The organism is Nocardia puris, from assembly GCF_036051655.1.
GTDB classification, from domain to species: domain Bacteria; phylum Actinomycetota; class Actinomycetes; order Mycobacteriales; family Mycobacteriaceae; genus Nocardia; species Nocardia puris.
Map to the genome: position 1 here is coordinate 1,137,908 of NZ_CP107943.1, position 15,959 is coordinate 1,153,866.

General features: G+C 68.4%; 16 protein-coding genes. 8 read left to right on the forward strand and 8 right to left on the reverse strand.

Annotated features, from left to right (window positions below):
* Positions 1-3: 3 nt before the first annotated feature.
* The 4 genes from OHB21_RS04820 to OHB21_RS04835 form a co-directional block, all read right to left on the reverse strand.
* On the reverse strand, positions 4-855 hold the full coding sequence (locus OHB21_RS04820; protein ID WP_067505266.1) for an MlaE family ABC transporter permease: 852 nt from the start codon (positions 853-855) through the stop codon (positions 4-6).
* 4 nt (positions 856-859) lie between these two features.
* Complete coding sequence (locus OHB21_RS04825) at positions 860-1,624, reverse strand: MlaE family ABC transporter permease (protein WP_067505269.1); 765 nt, start codon at positions 1,622-1,624, stop codon at positions 860-862.
* Between the two features lie 296 nt (positions 1,625-1,920).
* Positions 1,921-2,826, reverse strand: a complete 906-nt coding sequence (locus OHB21_RS04830) for a 3-oxoacyl-ACP reductase (protein ID WP_195125294.1) — start codon at positions 2,824-2,826, stop codon at positions 1,921-1,923.
* 42 nt (positions 2,827-2,868) lie between these two features.
* A complete protein-coding gene (locus OHB21_RS04835) occupies positions 2,869-3,057 on the reverse strand; it encodes a ferredoxin (protein ID WP_067505274.1) in 189 nt (62 codons plus the stop codon).
* A gap of 141 nt (positions 3,058-3,198) precedes the next feature.
* Between OHB21_RS04835 and OHB21_RS04840 the strand changes: the two genes are divergently transcribed.
* From OHB21_RS04840 to OHB21_RS04850, 3 genes are all read left to right on the forward strand, one after another.
* Positions 3,199-4,392, forward strand: coding sequence for an acyl-CoA dehydrogenase family protein (locus OHB21_RS04840; protein WP_067505277.1), 1,194 nt, complete (start codon positions 3,199-3,201; stop codon positions 4,390-4,392).
* A gap of 29 nt (positions 4,393-4,421) precedes the next feature.
* Positions 4,422-5,525 carry an acyl-CoA dehydrogenase family protein gene (locus OHB21_RS04845; protein WP_195142129.1) on the forward strand — a complete coding sequence of 368 codons (1,104 nt, stop codon included), beginning with the start codon at positions 4,422-4,424 and terminating at the stop codon, positions 5,523-5,525.
* Positions 5,526-5,620: 95 nt separating this feature from the next.
* A complete protein-coding gene (locus OHB21_RS04850) occupies positions 5,621-5,908 on the forward strand; it encodes a hypothetical protein (protein ID WP_147265910.1) in 288 nt (95 codons plus the stop codon).
* Positions 5,909-5,986: 78 nt separating this feature from the next.
* On the opposite strand, the gene OHB21_RS04855 is transcribed toward OHB21_RS04850, so the two are convergent.
* A complete protein-coding gene (locus OHB21_RS04855; RefSeq protein ID WP_067505286.1) occupies positions 5,987-6,985 on the reverse strand; it encodes a sigma-70 family RNA polymerase sigma factor in 999 nt (332 codons plus the stop codon).
* 159 nt (positions 6,986-7,144) lie between these two features.
* On the opposite strand from OHB21_RS04855, the gene OHB21_RS04860 reads away from it, so the two are divergent.
* The gene (locus OHB21_RS04860) at positions 7,145-7,564 is read left to right on the forward strand and encodes a VOC family protein (protein ID WP_067505289.1); all 420 of its coding nucleotides are present in this window, start codon (positions 7,145-7,147) and stop codon (positions 7,562-7,564) included.
* 52 nt (positions 7,565-7,616) lie between these two features.
* Here OHB21_RS04860 and OHB21_RS04865 read toward each other — a convergent pair whose 3' ends face one another.
* Positions 7,617-8,399: a crotonase/enoyl-CoA hydratase family protein gene (locus tag OHB21_RS04865; protein ID WP_067505292.1), complete on the reverse strand. Its 783-nt coding sequence runs from the start codon at positions 8,397-8,399 to the stop codon at positions 7,617-7,619.
* Between the two features lie 59 nt (positions 8,400-8,458).
* Here OHB21_RS04865 and OHB21_RS04870 point away from each other — a divergent pair, with 59 nt between their 5' ends.
* The 3 genes from OHB21_RS04870 to OHB21_RS04880 all read left to right on the forward strand — a co-directional run bounded on the left by OHB21_RS04870 (position 8,459) and on the right by OHB21_RS04880 (position 12,132).
* Positions 8,459-10,108, forward strand: coding sequence for an acyl-CoA synthetase (locus tag OHB21_RS04870; RefSeq protein ID WP_067505295.1), 1,650 nt, complete (start codon positions 8,459-8,461; stop codon positions 10,106-10,108).
* Positions 10,109-10,170: 62 nt separating this feature from the next.
* Complete coding sequence (locus OHB21_RS04875; RefSeq protein WP_067505299.1) at positions 10,171-11,010, forward strand: thioesterase family protein; 840 nt, start codon at positions 10,171-10,173, stop codon at positions 11,008-11,010.
* Between the two features lie 681 nt (positions 11,011-11,691).
* On the forward strand, positions 11,692-12,132 hold the full coding sequence (locus tag OHB21_RS04880; RefSeq protein WP_067505303.1) for a hypothetical protein: 441 nt from the start codon (positions 11,692-11,694) through the stop codon (positions 12,130-12,132).
* Positions 12,133-12,157: 25 nt separating this feature from the next.
* On the opposite strand, the gene OHB21_RS04885 is transcribed toward OHB21_RS04880, so the two are convergent.
* Together OHB21_RS04885 and OHB21_RS04890 are read right to left on the reverse strand one after the other, a co-directional pair.
* Positions 12,158-13,714, reverse strand: coding sequence for an acyl-CoA synthetase (locus OHB21_RS04885; protein WP_067505306.1), 1,557 nt, complete (start codon positions 13,712-13,714; stop codon positions 12,158-12,160).
* Between the two features lie 22 nt (positions 13,715-13,736).
* Positions 13,737-14,774 carry an LLM class F420-dependent oxidoreductase gene (locus tag OHB21_RS04890; RefSeq protein WP_067505310.1) on the reverse strand — a complete coding sequence of 346 codons (1,038 nt, stop codon included), beginning with the start codon at positions 14,772-14,774 and terminating at the stop codon, positions 13,737-13,739.
* 219 nt (positions 14,775-14,993) lie between these two features.
* On the opposite strand from OHB21_RS04890, the gene OHB21_RS04895 reads away from it, so the two are divergent.
* Positions 14,994-15,959 carry a Zn-ribbon domain-containing OB-fold protein gene (locus OHB21_RS04895; RefSeq protein WP_067505313.1) on the forward strand — a complete coding sequence of 322 codons (966 nt, stop codon included), beginning with the start codon at positions 14,994-14,996 and terminating at the stop codon, positions 15,957-15,959.

Here is a 15,959-nt window from a genome sequence, read left to right on the forward strand (position 1 = left end):
TCGCTACCCGGAGAGGTTGAAGTTGCCGGACGTGCCGTAGATGGCCAGCGAGACCAGCAGCGTCACCGTCACCACCGCGACCAGCGAGGCGCGCACCGCGTTGCCGACCGCCACGCCGACGCCGACCGGGCCGCCCGCGGCGTGATAGCCGTAGTAGGTGTGAATCATCATGACCGCCAAGGCCATGAGGATCGCCTGGCCGAACGACCACAGGATGTCGCTGGGGATGAGGAACGTCGAGAAGTAGTGGTCGTACACGCCCGCCGACTGTCCGTAGATCACCACGGTCGCGAACCGCGCCGCCAGGAACGAGGCGATCACCGCCAGCGCGTAGAGCGGGACGATGGCGATCATCCCGGCCAGCACGCGGGTGCCCACCAGGTACGGCACCGGCCGGATGGCCATGGTCTCGAGCGCGTCGATCTCCTCCGACACCCGCATCGCGCCGAGCTGGGCGGTGGAACCGGCGCCGATGGTGGCGGCCAGGCCGATGCCCGAGATCACCGGCGCGGCGATGCGCACATTGATGAAGGCGGAGAAGAAGCCGGTCAGCGCCTCGACGCCGATATTGCCGAGCGAGCTGTAGCCCTGCACCGCGATGGTGCCGCCGGCGAACAGCGTGAGGAAGCCGACGATGACGACGGTGCCGCCGATGACGGCCAGCGCGCCGGTACCCATGGAGATCTCGGCGATGAGCCGGATCGTCTCGGTGCGGTAGTGGATCAGCGCGCGCGGCAGCGAGGCGACGGTCTGCGCGTAGAACACGGCGTGCTTGCCGACCGAGTCCAGCGAGTCCGACATCCGCCGCACCCGCCGCACCGTGCGGGGGAAGCGGGACTGGATCACGAAGGCCATCGCGTCACCGCACCGTGAACTTGATGCCGACGGCGGTGACCACCACGTTCACCACGAACAGCGCCATGAAGGCGAACACCACGGTCTGGTTCACCGCGTCACCGACACTCTTGGGACCGCCCTTGACGTTCAGGCCCAGGTAGCAGGCGACCAGTCCGGCGATGAGCCCGAACAGCCCGGCCTTCACCTCGGAGATGATCAGCTCGGGCAGGTGGGTGAGCAGCGTGATCCCGTTGACGAAGGCGCCGGGGTTCACGTCCTGGAGGTAGACCGAGAACAGGAAGCCGCCGACGATGCCGATGGTGCAGACCAGGCTGTTCAACATCAGCGCGACGAACATCGAGGCCAGCACGCGCGGCACCACCAACCGCTGGATCGGGTTGATGCCGAGCACGCGCATCGCGTCGATCTCTTCCCGGATCGTTCTGGCGCCCAGATCGGCGCAGATCGCGGTGGCGCCGGCGCCCGCCACGATGAGCACCGTGACGATGGGGCCGACCTGAGTGACCGCGCCGAAGGCGGCGCCCGCCCCGCTGAGGTCGGCGGCGCCGATCTCGCGGAGCAGGATGTTCAGCGTGAAGCTCACCAGAACGGTGAACGGGATCGCGACCAGCAGGGTCGGCACGATGGAGACGCGTGCGATGAACCAGGACTGATCGATGAACTCACGCGCTTGGAAGGGCCTGCGGACACTCGCGCGGGCCACGTCGGCGGTGAGTTCGAAGAACCCGCCGACGGCCCGCAACGGGACAGCAAGGACCTCGTTCATCCGCGATCCTCCTTGCTCAACTGCTTGCACTGCTCGTGGCGCGACTCGGCGCCATGGCCGTATCGCCGGACTGATTAGAACACGTTCACATTGTCATCGTGCGGTTTTCGTCACATTTGAACTGCACTTTTTCGAGATGTCCGCCCCCAAAGTTGAAACAAGGATCTCCGGCTGGTGAGGGTGCGTTTGTGACACCTCACACACCCGCCTGACCATGTCTACCAAGTGCCGGACCCATGATCAACAGATGGTCAGTTGATCAGTTGCCGGGCGGCGACCCCGCCACCGCCCGGCGATCAGCCGAGCTCGGTGAGCGAGGACGCGGAGAACGTACGGCCCGCCGGACGGTCCGCGAAGTACCCCGACAGCGTGTCGGCCAAGTCGCCCTCGGTCCACGCGTCACCGGCCGCGTCGAAGCGCTGTTCGACCACCGGGGCGGCCATCAGCGCGACCATCGGTCCGTAGACCACGAACAGCTGTCCGTTCACCGCGTCGGCGGCGGGCGAGGCCAGGTAGGCCACCAGCCGCGCGACATGTTCCGGGGCCAGCGGGTCGACGCCCGTCTCGGGGGCCGCGCTGAACACGGCCTCGGTCATCGCGGTGCGCGCCCGCGGCGCGATGGCGTTGGCACGCACGCCGTAGCGCGACAGCGCCCGCGCGGCCGACAGGGTGAGGGCGGTGATCCCCGCCTTGGCGGCGCCGTAGTTGGCCTGCCCCTCCGGGCCGAGCAGGCCCGCCTCCGAGGAGGTGTTGACCAGCCTGCCGTAGACCGGACCGCCCGCCGCCTTCGACTTGCCGCGCCAGTAGGCGGCGGCGCTGCGGGAGAGCAGGAAATGCCCGCGCAGGTGCACCGCGACCACGGCGTCGAAGTCGTCGTCGGACATGTTGAACAGCATCCGGTCGCGGGTGATGCCCGCATTGTTGACGACGATGTCCACGCCGCCGAAGGACTCCTCCGCGGTGCGGATCAGCGCGTCGGCGGTGGCTCGTTCGGCGATGCTGCCCGCGACGAACTCGGCTTTCACGCCGAGCGCGCGGATGGCGGCCAGGGTGTCGGCGACCGAGTCGGATTCGGCGAGATCGTTGACCACCACCGCCGCGCCGGCGCCCGCCAGCGCCAATGCCTCGGCCCGGCCGAGCCCGGCACCGGCTCCCGTCACGATCGCCACGCGCCCCTCGAGGCTCAGATTGTTCTCACTCACGGGGCGACTTTAGAACGCGTTTCAATGTGCTGGCAAGAAACTTCATCCGAGCTTCAACGCCGCTTTCGGACACTGCGAGACGGCATCCTCCACCTCGGGGACGCGGTCGGCGGGCACCTCGGTCACGAGCAGGTGCAACTGGTCGTCGTCATCGAGTTCGAACACGTCGGGGGCGATTCCGACGCAGATTCCGTTCGCCTCGCACAGGTCGGGATCAAAGCTGAGCTTCATCAGAACTCCTCTACTGCCGCTGCTTGGCAGCCTACAAGCCGGCGCCACGGACCGCGCCGGATTCCACACCCAATACTGGAACATGTTTCAGTCGATATGCAATCATCGGGACAAGCGAATCGAACGACACGAGGTTTTGCCATGCGCATTGCGTACACGCCGCAGCAAGAAGAGCTCCGCGCCGAACTGCGCGACTACTTCGCGCGGCTGATCACCCCGGAGCGCCGGGCCGCGCTGAGCGCGACGACCGGCGAGTACGGACAGGGCAACGTCTACCGGGAGGTCGTGCGCGAGATGGGCCGCGACGGGTGGCTCACGCTGGCCTGGCCGAAGGAGTACGGCGGGCAGGACCGCCCGACCATGGACCAGCTGATCTTCACCGACGAGGCCGCCGTCGCGGGCGCGCCGGTGCCGTTCCTGACCATCAACTCCGTCGCGCCGACGATCATGCACTACGGCAGCGAGGAGCAGAAGAAGTTCTTCCTGCCCAAGATCGCGGCCGGTGAACTGCACTTCTCCATCGGCTACTCCGAACCGGGCGCGGGCACCGACCTGGCCAGCCTGCGCACCACCGCCGTGCGCGACGGCGACGACTACGTGATCAACGGCCAGAAGATGTGGACCAGCCTCATCGCCTACGCCGACTACGTCTGGCTGGCCGTGCGCACCGACCCGACCGCCAAGAAGCACAAGGGCATCAGCATGCTCATCGTGCCCACCGACGCCGAGGGCTTCTCTTGGACGCCGGTGCACACCATGGCCGGACCCGACACCAGCGCCACCTACTACCAGGACGTGCGGGTGCCCGCGAGCGCTCTGGTGGGCCAGGAGAACGGCGGCTGGGCGCTGATCACCAACCAGCTCAACCACGAGCGGGTCGCGCTCACCTCGGCCGGGCCGCTCACCCTCGCGCTGAACCAGACCGTCGAATGGGCGCGCACCACCAAGGCCGCCGACGGCTCGCGGGTGATCGACCGGGAATGGGTGCAGCTGAACCTGGCGAAGGTGCACGCCAAGGTCGAGTACCTGAAGCTGCTGAACTGGGAGATCGCCAGCCGCGCCGACGCGGGCGGCGACGCGGCCCCGCGGCCGTGGGACGCCTCGGCTTGCAAGGTGTACGGCACCGAACTGGCCACCGAGGCGTACCGGCTGCTCATGGAGGTGCTCGGACCGCAGGCGTACCTGCGCCAGGACTCCCCCGGCGCCGAGCTGCGCGGGCGGCTCGAGCGCATGCACCGGGCCGCGCTGATCCTCACCTTCGGCGGCGGCACCAACGAGGTCCAGCGCGACATCATCGCCATGACCGCCCTCCGTCAGCCGGCCGCGGCGCGCTGAGCGTCTTCTTCCAGGAGCAGAGAGAAACCATGGATTTCACCCCCACCGAAGCCCAGCTGGATCTGGCCCGCCTCACCGGCGAGGTCTGCGCCAAGCTGGTCACCGCCGACCGGTTGCGCGAACTCGACGCGGCGGGCCGGTTCGACGAGGCGCTGTGGAAGTCGTTGGCCGAGACCGGGATTCTCGCGGCCGTGCTGCCGGAGAACGCGGGCGGCAGCGGGCTGGGCGCGCTCGAGCAGACGGCCGTGCTACGCGAACTGGGTAAGTCCGTCGCGGCGGTGCCGTACCTGTGGTCGATCGTGGTCGCGGCGAACGCGCTGGCCGCGTTCGGGTCCGCGGCGCAACGGGATTGGGCCGCGCAGGCCGGCGAGGGCAAGGTGGTGCTGAGCGCCGCGCTCGCCGAGGAGCAGAACTGGGAACCGGCCGAACCGGCGACCGTCGCGGTGGAGACCGGTGACGGCTGGCGGCTGACCGGAGCGAAGACCACCGTGCCGAACGCCGACCGGGCCGCGCGAATCCTGGTGCCCGCCAGCATTTCCGGGCGTCCCGCGGTGTTCCTGGTCGATCCCTCCGACGCTTCGGTGCGCGTCACCGCGCAGCAGGTGGTGGACTTCAGCGCCGAGTTCGCGGTCGAATTCACCGAGACCCCGGCGGAATTGGTGGGCACGGTGGAGGACGGGGCCGACATCCTGGACTGGATCCTGACCCGCGCGTGGCTTGGCCTGGCCGCCCAGCAGCTCGGCACGCTGGAGAAGGCCCTCGGGCTGGTCGCCGACTACGCCCGCGAGCGCGAGCAGTTCGGCAAGGCCGTCGGCAGCTTCCAGGCCGTCGCCCAGCGCCTCGCCGACGCCTACATCGACGTGCAGGGCCTGCGCCTGGCCGTCACCCAAGCCGCCTGGCGCCTCGCCGAGGACCTGCCCGCCGCCGAAGCCGTCCACACCGCCAAATTCTGGGCCGCCGACGCCGGCCACCGCGTCGCCCACACCGTCGTCCACGTGCACGGCGGCGTCGGCATCGACCGCGACCACATCGTCCACAACTACTTCACCGCCGCCAAACACAACGAGTTCGCCCTCGGCGCGGCCACCGACCACCTCCGGTCCCTGGGTGCGTTGCTGGCGACACCTTCCTGAGCACAGCAGGACGAAGGCCCGCCGAATCCGGCGGGCCTTCGCCGTTCACCGGAAATCACCTGCGCACAGCCGCATTCGCCGATAGCCTGCCCGAAGTGACCACTGACGTCCCAGAACCCCCGATCGACCGGATGACGCGGGAGTACCCCTGGCTCGCCGACTTACCGGACGACGGCCGCGCCGAGGCCGTGGCGGAACTGACGCACGTACGGATCACGAAAACAGAAGTATTTGTCCACGAACTGACCGCGTGGCAACACACCGCCGAGATCTATGCGGACCCGGAACTGCTCGACAAGCTCAGGGGCCCGTGCGAGGTGTCCGAGTTCGTCGCAGCTTATCGACCCTCGGCATCCCTCGGCACAATCCCGTCCACCGACTGACCGCAGCCAGGATCGTGAAGGCCGAGCACAAAGGGCCGTTCGTCTACAAAGACGAACGGCCCCTTCGTGTCTCGCCGATCAGGCCGGGTCGCGCAGTTCCATCGGCAGGTCGAACAGTGGGAACAACTTCTCCGTGTCGAGGAAGAAGTTGAGGCCGGTGATGGTCTTGCCCTCGAGTTCGAGCACCGTGATGGACCACGGGGAGTACACGCCCGGCTCGTCGGTGGGCTTGTAGTGGCCGAAGGCGGGCAGGCCGTTGGCGCCCTCGAGGCGGATCATCCGCGAATTGCGGCAGGCCGCGCCGTGGCCGAGCATGAACGCGGCCACGTTCTCCGGGCCGGAGACCCACAGCTCGAGCGGCGGCATCGACAGCGCGACATCGGCTTTCAGCAGTGAGGTGAGCGCGTCCATATCGTAGGACTCGAACGCGGTGACGAAATCGTCGATGAGCTTGCGCTGGTTCTCGTCGGTCTCGTCGTAGCCGTCGGAGTCGGTGGGCTTGATCTTCGACATGGTCGCGCGCGCCCGCTGCAGGGCGCTGTTGACCGACGCGGGCGACATCATCAGCGCCTCGGCCGTCTCGCTGGCCGAGAAGCGCAGCACCTCGCGCATGATCAGGATGGCGCGCTGGGTGGCGGGCAGGTGCTGACAGGCGGCCACGAACGCCAGGCGCAGCGTGTCCTTGATGGTGGCGTGCTCGGCCGGATCAGCCCCGAAGGCAAGGGAATTCGGGATGGGCTCGATCCAGACGTAGTCCGGCTGCGGCGGCGGGAGCGGCGCGTCGGGGCGGTACGGGCCGTTGAGATCCATCGGCCTGGCCCGGCGCTGCGGGCCGTCGAGCATGTCCAGGCAGACATTGGTGGCGATGCGGTACAACCACGAGCGCAGGCTCGCGCGACCCTCGAAGGAGTCGTAGGACTTCCACGCGCGCGTGAAAGTCTCCTGTACCGCGTCCTCGGCCTCGAACGAGGAGCCGAGCATGCGGTACGCGTAGGCGCACAGTTCCCGCCGGTGCCCCTCGAACGACGCGAGCACGTCGGGCGAGAGGGTCGCGGCCGGGCCGGACGATTCGGTCATGGAGGTCACGATGCCACAGGCCACCGACAAGCGACAGGCCCGAAAACTGCCTGGTCGACCCTTCAAGATCAGAATTTTCGGCGGCAGCGATGAGTTCGGCGCACCTGCCCCGTCCTTACCTGTGACCACGCACCGAGCGCCCCGAAAGGACGAAACTCCATGAGCAGCAAGATGATCTTCATCAACCTCCCCGTCGCCGACCTGAACCGCTCCAAGGCCTTCTACGAGGCCCTGGGCTGGAAGGTGAACCAGGACTTCACCGACGACAACGCCGCCTGCATCGTCGTCGACGACAACATCTGCCTGATGCTGCTGACCCGCGAGTTCTTCAGCACCTTCAGCAAGCGCCCGGTCGCCGACACCGGCGCCGTCATCTCCGCCACCTACGCGCTCTCGCTGGGCAGCCGCGAGGAGGTGGACGCGCTGGCCGCCGCCGCGCTGGCCGCCGGCGCCACCGAGGAGGTCAACCCGGACAAGGCCGCGCAGGAGGCCGAGGTCGGCATGCACGGCCGCAACTTCATCGACCCCGACGGCCACCAGTGGGAGCCGTTCTGGATGGCCTACCCCGGCGCGGAGTGACCTGGGCACGACTCGGCCCCCGGCGCGGTGCGCGCACGGGGGCCGCGGTGTCTCACTGCCCGGTGAAGTGGGGCGCCCGCTTCTCGGCGAACGCCTTCGGCCCTTCCTTGGCGTCGGCGGACCGGAAGACCTCCGCGCCGAGCTGGGCCTCGATCTTGAAGGCCTCCTCCTCGTGCAGGCCCTCGGTCTCGCGGATGGTGCGCAGGATGGCCCGCACCGCCAGCGGTCCGTTGGCCGCGATCTGGCTGGCCAGCTCGAGGGCCTTGTCCAGCGCGGAACCGTCGGGGACCACGTGGCCGATCAGCCCGATCTCCTTGGCCTCGGCGGCGCTCAGGTGCCGCCCGGTCAGCAGGATCTCGGCGGCCACGGTGTAGGGGATCTGGCGCACCAGCCGCACCGCGGAGCCGCCGAGCGGGAACAGGCCCCAGCGTGCCTCGGACACGCCGAATTTCGCGCTCTCCCCGGCCACGCGCAGGTCGGTGCCCTGCAGGATCTCGGTGCCGCCCGCGATGGCCGGGCCCTCGACCGCCGCGATCAGCGGTTTGGTGAGCCTGCGGCCCTTGAGCAGCGCGTCGAGCCGGGTGAGGTCGAAGCCGCCGCCGGAGAACGATTCGCCGGGCGGGCGGGCGTTCATCGCCTTGAGATCCATGCCCGCGCAGAACGCGCCGCCCGCGCCGGTCAGGATCGCGACGCGGATGTCCGGATCGCTGTCCACCCGGTCCCAGGCGTCGCGCATGATCGCCATCATCTCGGCCGAGAGCGCGTTGCGGGCCTCGGGCCGGTTCATGGTGACGACGAGCACGTGATCGCGCTTCTCGACGAGGCAGTGCGGCATTGCTGATCTCCTGACTTTCGAGCCTTGTCAGGAACAGTAACACGTTCTATTTTTAGGGTGTGAGCCACAACATAGCGGACCTCGTCGAACACGCCATCGACCTCATGCCCGACCGCGTCGCACTGGCCGACGACGCCCGTGAGGTGACCTACGCCCAGCTGGAGGAGCGAGCCAACAAACTGGCGCACTACCTGCTGGAAAACGGTGTCCAACCGGGTGACAAGGTGGGCATATACTCGCGCAACACGATCGAGGCCGTCGAGGCCATGGTCGCGGTTTTCAAAGCGCGCGCCGTGATGATCAACGTGAACTTCCGATACGTCGAGAACGAGTTGCAATACATCTTCGACAATTCGGACATGGTCGCGCTGATCCACGAGCGCCGCTACACCCCGAAGGTGTCCGCCATCCGCCCGAATCTGCCCAAGCTGAAAACCGTGGTCGTCGTCGATGACGATACGGTCGATTCGGTGCCGCTCGCGGCGGATTCGGTGGAATACGAGGCCGCGCTGGCCCAGGCCTCCGGGGACCGCGACTTCGGCGAACGCTCGCCCGACGACCTGTACATGCTCTACACCGGCGGCACCACCGGCATGCCCAAGGGCGTGATGTGGCGGCAGGAAGACGTGTGGCGGGTACTCGGCGGCGGGATCAACTTCCTCACCGGCGAGTACGTCGCCGACGAATGGGACCTGGCGAAGCTGGGCGCGGCGAACCCGCCGATGACGCGCTTCCCGATCCCGCCGATGATCCACGGCGGTTCGCAGTGGGCCACCTTCCAGAGCCTGTTCGGCGGCGGCAAGACCGTGATGATCCCGGAGTTCAGCGGCCACGGCGTGTGGCAGCACATCGACCGGCACCAGATCAACCTCATCTTCATCACCGGCGACGCGATGGCGCAGCCGATGCTCGACGCGCTGGAGGAGGGCAACCCGGAGACCGGCAAGCCCTACGACCTGTCCAGCCTGTACGTGATCGCCAGCAGCGCGGCGCTGTTCTCGCCGGCGCTCAAGGACAAGTTCCTCGATCTGCTGCCGAACCGGATGATCTCGGACTCCATCGGGTCCTCGGAGACCGGCTTCGGCGGGTTGTCGATGGTCACCAAGGGCGCCACCCACACCGGCGGGCCGCGCGTGAAGATCGACGCCGCCACCGAGGTGCTCGACGAGGACGGCAAGCCCGTCGAGCCGGGCTCGGGGAAGGTGGGCATCCTCGCCCGCAAGGGGCACATCCCGCTCGGGTACTACAAGGACGAGGCCAAGACCGCGGCGACGTTCAAGGAGATCAACGGGGTGCGCTACTCCATCCCCGGCGACTACGCGCGCGTCGAGGAGGACGGTACCGTCACCATGCTCGGCCGCGGTTCGGTGAGCATCAACAGCGGTGGCGAGAAGATCTACCCGGAGGAGGTGGAGGGCGCGCTCAAGGCGCATCCCGACGTCTTCGACGCCCTCGTGGTGGGGGTGGACGATCAGCGCTGGGGCCAGCGCGTGGCCGCCGTCGTCCAGTGTCGCGGCGCGAACCGTCCGTCGCTGGAGGATCTGCGCCCGGTCCTCACCCAGGAGATCGCCCCCTACAAGCACCCCCGCAGCCTCTGGTTCGTCGACGAGATCAAGCGCTCCCCGGCGGGCAAGCCCGACTACCGTTGGGCCAAGGAGCAAACCGCCGCCCGTCCGGCCGACGAGCACGGCACGGTCGCCGGCAAGTAGTCTCCGCGCGAGGGGCCGCCGCACTCCGGCGGCCCTTTTGCGCGTCAAGGAAGGCAGATTCGATGGAGATGGCGTTCTTCGAGCGCACCGAGCGCGGGTTCGAGCCGCTGCCGTTGGCGGCCAGCGCGTGGTCGCCCGATATGGTGAACGGCCCGTCGATCTGCGGCCTGCTGGCATGGGCGCTCGAGATCGAGTACGGCGCACCGGGTTTCGTGCCCGCGCGGCTGACCGTCGATCTGTTCCGGCCCACCTTGCGCAAACCGGTCGAAGTGGTGACGACGCCGGTGCGCGCCGGTCGGCGGATCGTGGTGGCCGACGCCGAACTCATCCAGGGCGGTGAGGCGGTGGCCAGGGCGACGGTGGTGTTCCTGAAACGCTCCGAGCAGCCGCCAGGAAACCTCTGGACGCGCGCCGAGCAGCCCGCCCCACCGCCCTCGGATGTGCTCGCGGGCGCGGGCACCCACCTGTGGGGCAGCGACGCGGGGTGGTCGGAGTCGCTGGCCGAACACCAGAACGACACGCGCAAACGCGCATGGCAGCGCCCGCCGGCCCCGGTCCTCGGCGAGCCCCCGTCACCGTTCGTCGCCGCGGCCGAACTCGGCGAATCGGCCAGCTTGATGACCAACTGGGGCAGCGCGGGCATCGGCTTCATCAACGCCGACCTCACCCTGGCCCTCTCTCGCCCGCCGCGCGGCCCCGAACTCGGCATCGAGGGCGACAGCCACCTCAGCGCCGACGGCGTCGCGGTGGGCTCGGCCACGCTGTTCGACCACGACGGCCCCTTCGGCACCTGTGTGGTCACCGCGCTGGCCAACGCGGCCCGCCAAGTGGACTTCACGTCCGAAGAGCAACTCCGCGACCACGCACTGCGCCGTGCCGAGGCGGCGCGAAACAGCCGCTGAGATACCGACGGTTCCACGGCTCCGGAATCCGGTCGTCCGTCACAGAGGCAGCTGGGGGGTAGCCTGGATACGGGCTCAGGGACGGTACGACAAGCTACCGGTATTCAGGTTTGTCGAAGCCCTCCAGCCAAGGGGTATGGCTGACACTCGTGCACATCTTCGTCGTGTCGAAACTCGAGGGGGGTACTTCTCGATGGCCGTTGGCGGCAGCGGGCGGAGATCGCCCGAAGATCCACCGCATTGGACCGGACCGCAATACCGCCACATCTCCTCGGTCGATCCAACTGCGTGGGTCAGTCGGTACGGGCGGGTCCGCGCGGACGGGACATACGAGTTCCGCGAGCAACCCCGATTCGATCGACGCACGCCGATCGAGGACGACATCTCGATGCTGCTCGGGAAGTGCACGCCGGAGGAGGCAGGAATGGCGGTGAGGGGTATGAATCCGCCGGCCCGCATCCGCATTCGAGAACGCGTGAGATGGTTCCGTGTCGGCGATTTGATCGAGGCTGACTACTTGGTGATGCGGACACCGACACCACGCAACCCCGCACACGTGAGTGTTCTCGCCCCGATCGAGCCAGAGCAAGCCCACGAGCTGGTGATCAATCAGGCATGGTGGGTCAGTCCCACCCGTGTCACACTGGAGTCGTTGACCTGGGGGATTGGAGGTGATCCGACGTGACCGACCGATACGGATGGCTGATCGAGAAGCCGCTCCGGCAGCCGCTGGTACTCGGACGCTGGGACGGCTTCTCCAACATCATGCTGTTCCACATCCCCAGCGGTGCGTTGCTCTGGTGGATGTTCGACGAGACCGACGAGGGGTCACTCGGCGTGTTCGTCCACCTGACCTCCGAGGAAGCGCAGACGGTCTACGACAGTGCCGACGGAGGCGTTCTCGAACCCGTACGACACAACCTGACGGACCGGCAGGCTGTTGTCTGGTCGGCGTCCGAAGGCGAACCGCCCCGTGTCGCGGAGTTCTACGTTCCGGCGGAGATGAGCGAAGCCGAGTTCACCGAGTGCCTGTGGTCCGCCGCCGAAGCAACCCGTCTTCGCGCGGCACTGTCGGCTCCGGCCAAAGAGGCGTTCGATCTGGCACGACTGGCGGCCTGTTGATCGTCGCGGCCCCGCGCCGCCCGGACTACGACGCAGGCACGTACCGATCGCGCAGCTTGCGCTTGTAGAGCTTCCCGTTGGGGTCGCGGGGCAGTTCGGGGAGGTAGTCGACGGTGCGGGGGATCTTGTACTTGGCCAGTTGGGTGGCGGCGAAGGCGAGGAGTTCGGCGGTGAGGGCGTCGTCGTGGTCGACGTTGTCGACGGGTTGGACGACGGCCTTCACCTCCTGGCCCCAGTCGGGGTGCGGGATGCCGAAGACGGCGACGTCGGCGACCTTGGGGTGGGTGACGAGCACGCTCTCGATCTCGGCGGGGTAGATGTTCACGCCGCCGGAGAGGATCAGGTCGGAGCGGCGGTCGCAGAGGTAGAGGTAGCCATCGGAGTCCAGGTAACCGATGTCGCCGACGGTGAACATGTCGCCGACGCGCGCGTCCTCGGTCTTGGCCTTGTCGTGGTGGTACTCGAAGCTGGAGCCGCCCATCTTCATGTACACCAGGCCGGCTTCCCCGGGGGCGACCTCGGACCCGTCCGCCTCGGACAGCACCTTGATCACCGACCACGGCCACGCCTTGCCGACCGAACCGGGCTTGCGCAACCACTCCTCGCCGGTGATCACCGTGCCACCGCCCTCGGTCGCGGCGTAGTACTCGGTGACGACCGGCCCCCACCACTCGAGCATCTTGCGTTTGGTCTCCGGCGGGCAAGGCGCCGCGCCGTGCACCATGCTGCGCAGCGAGGACACGTCGTACTTCGCGCGCACCCCCTCCGGCAGCGCGAGCAGCCGGTGGAACTGGGTGGGCACCATGTGGCTGTGCGTCACGCGGTACTTGTCGATGAGCCGCAGCATCTCCTCGGGATCCCACTTGTCCATCAGAACGAGCTTGTGCCCCAACTGGATCGAGATCGTCGCGAAGTTCAGCACGGCCGTGTGATACAGCGGCGAGCCGCAGATGTGCACGTGGTCGCCGTAGGGCGCGAGCCCGAACAGGCCGAAGAACGCGCCGGTGTGCGGCGGCACCACATCCGGGTCGGCGCCGGTGAGCGGGCGCCGAACTCCCTTGGGGCGCCCCGTGGTTCCGGAGGTGTACAGCATCGGCGCGCCGGTGCTGCGGTCGGCGGGCCTGCCGGTGTCGGCCGCGCCCAGCCACGCCACGGACTTGAACCCCTCGATCGGGCCCACCGAAAAGCGGGCCGTGACAGGCAGTTCCGCCTCGTCGGCGGCGGCTTTCGCGGCCGCGGCGAACCGTTCGCTCGCGAAGAACGCCTTGGCCTCGCTGTCGCGCAGGATGTAGGCCACCTCGGGACCGGTGAGGTGCCAGTTCACCGCGACGATGTACAGCCCCGCCTGGTAGGCGGCGAAGTACGCCGCCACCGCCTCGACGCAGTTGTGCACCATGCTCACCAGCACGTCGCCGGTGGCCATCCCGAGCGAGCGCAGACCGGTCGCGTAGCGGTCGGCGAGCGTGGCCAGCTCGCGATAGGTCACCTCCCGGCCGCCGGGATCGACGACCGCGATCCGGTCCGGATCGGCCGCGGCGATATTCCACAGACCGAGAACGTTGGCTGACTCCTGCGCCGTCACCCCATTGAATCTAGAACGCGTTCTACTGTTCGACAAGGGGTGCGAGCAGACGCAATTGCTCGAGATCGGGCACCGACACCAGCAGCATGGTCACGCCGGCCGCCTCCCACACCTTCACCTGTTCGCGCACATGGTCCGCGTCGCCGATGATCGCGGTGTCCAGGATCAGCTCGTCGGGCACCACGGCCGCGGCCTCGGCCTTCTTGCCCGCCTGGAACAGCTTGCCGATCTCCTCGACCTCGCGCTCGTAGCCCATCCGCCGGTACACCTGCGCGTGGAAGTTCAGCTCCGGCGCGCCCATCCCGCCGATGTAGAGCGACATGATCCAGCGCATCTTCTCCAGCTCGGCCGCCGGATCGTCGGTGATCACCACCTGGCAGCTGGCGGCGATCTCGAAGTCCTCCCGCGACCGGCGGGCACCGGGCCGGGCGAATCCCTCGTCGAGCCACGCGTTGTACATATCGGCCAGCCGCGGCGCGTAGTAGATGGCCAGCCAGCCGTCGGCGATCTCGGCGGTGAGCGCCACGTTCTTCGGGCCTTCGGCGCCCAGCCAGATCGGCAGATCCGCACGTAGCGGGTGGGTGATCGGCTTGAGCGGCTTGCCGAGCCCGACCGCGCCCGGTCCGGTGTATGGCAGCGGGTAGTGCGGGCCGTCATTGGTCACGGGTGCCTCGCGGGCCAGCACCTTGCGGATGATCGAGACGTACTCGCGGGTGCGCTGCAACGGTTTGGCGAACGGCTGCCCGTACCAGCCCTCCACCACCTGCGGCCCGGAGACGCCGAGCCCGAGGATGGCGCGGCCGCCGCTGAGGTGGTCCAGGGTCAGCGCGTGCATGGCGGTGGCGGCGGGCGTGCGCGCCGACATCTGCACCACCGACGTGCCCAGCCGGACGCGCTCGGTGTCCGACCCCCACCAGGTGAGCGGGCCGAAGGCGTCCGAGCCCCACGACTCGGCGGCGAAGACCGCGTCGAAACCGGCCCGCTCGGCCGCGACGACCATCTCCCCCGCGTTGCGCGGCGGCTGCGCCATCCAATAACCGAGCTGCAATCCGAACTTCATGGCCGACCCTTTCCCGATCCACTGCTTGCCACCAGAATAAGAACCTGTTCTACTCGATAGCGTGACGCAGGGGAATACCGCATCCGGCGAAGTCAGGGGCGGGACCCGGCCGGATCGGCGGCGCCCGCGCCCCGTCCGGGTTGAACACCGCTTCCCCCGTCGACGGTACGGGCCGAGTCCGGCGAACGCCGCCGGACACGAACGGAGAGAGGGCCGGATTTGAGCACCAGCACCGCACCCGACGTGCTGAGCGCCCCGCTGCGGGCGCGATTCGACTACACCCGCTCGGTAGGGCCGGTCATCGGCAGGTTCCTGACCGAGCTGCGCGCGCGCCGTGTGGTCGGCATCCGCGGCTCGGACGGCCGCGTGCTGGTCCCGCCCGCCGAGTACGATCCGGTCACCACCGAGCCGCTCACCGAATTCGTCGACGTGTCCGACACCGGCACCGTCGCCACTTGGACCTGGGTCCGCGATCCGCTGCCCGGCCAGCCCTTCGACCGGCCGTTCGCGTGGGCGCTGATCAAGCTCGACGGTGCCGACACCACGCTGCTGCACGCGGTGGACGTGGCCTCCCCCGAGGACATCCACACCGGTCTGCGCGTGCGAATCCGCTGGGCCGACGAGACGCAGGGATTCATCACCGATATCGCGTGTTTCGAGCCGGGCGAGGGCAACGGCATCGAAAGCGCTTCCGCGAGTGGCGATCCCGTCACGATGATCACCACGCCGGTCGACCTGTCCTACAAGCACACCGCGTCCCCGCAGGAGACGGTCTACCTGCGCGGGTTGGCCGAGGGCAAGCTCATCGGCGCGCGCACCGACGCCGCGGGCAAGGTGTACTTCCCGCCGCGCGGGGCGAATCCGACCGACGGCAGGCCCACCGACGACTACATCGAACTGTCCGACCACGGCACCGTCACCACCTTCTGCATCGTGAACGTGCCGTTCCTCGGCCAGCGCATCAAGCCGCCGTATGTGGCGGCCTACGTGCTGCTCGACGGCGCGGACATCCCCGTGCTGCACCTGGTACTCGGTTGCGAGGCAAGCGAAGTGCGCATGGGCATGCGGGTGAAGGCGGTGTGGAAACCCCGCGAGGAGTGGGGCCACGGGCTGGAGAACGTGGACCACTTCGAACCCAGCGGCGAACCCGACGCCGACTACGAGACCTACTCCCACCACCTCTGA

Coding starts and splice junctions, on each gene's coding strand:
- OHB21_RS04835 (WP_067505274.1), bottom strand. CDS start 3,057: ATGAAGCTCAGCTTTGATCCCGACCTGTGCGAGGCGAACGGAATCTGC.
- OHB21_RS04865 (WP_067505292.1), bottom strand. CDS start 8,399: ATGCCGCACTGCCTCGTCGAGAAGCGCGATCACGTGCTCGTCGTCACC.
- OHB21_RS04875 (WP_067505299.1), top strand. CDS start 10,171: ATGGAGATGGCGTTCTTCGAGCGCACCGAGCGCGGGTTCGAGCCGCTG.
- OHB21_RS04890 (WP_067505310.1), bottom strand. CDS start 14,774: ATGAAGTTCGGATTGCAGCTCGGTTATTGGATGGCGCAGCCGCCGCGC.
- OHB21_RS04860 (WP_067505289.1), top strand. CDS start 7,145: ATGAGCAGCAAGATGATCTTCATCAACCTCCCCGTCGCCGACCTGAAC.
- OHB21_RS04845 (WP_195142129.1), top strand. CDS start 4,422: ATGGATTTCACCCCCACCGAAGCCCAGCTGGATCTGGCCCGCCTCACC.
- OHB21_RS04840 (WP_067505277.1), top strand. CDS start 3,199: ATGCGCATTGCGTACACGCCGCAGCAAGAAGAGCTCCGCGCCGAACTG.
- OHB21_RS04820 (WP_067505266.1), bottom strand. CDS start 855: ATGGCCTTCGTGATCCAGTCCCGCTTCCCCCGCACGGTGCGGCGGGTG.
- OHB21_RS04825 (WP_067505269.1), bottom strand. CDS start 1,624: ATGAACGAGGTCCTTGCTGTCCCGTTGCGGGCCGTCGGCGGGTTCTTC.
- OHB21_RS04855 (WP_067505286.1), bottom strand. CDS start 6,985: ATGACCGAATCGTCCGGCCCGGCCGCGACCCTCTCGCCCGACGTGCTC.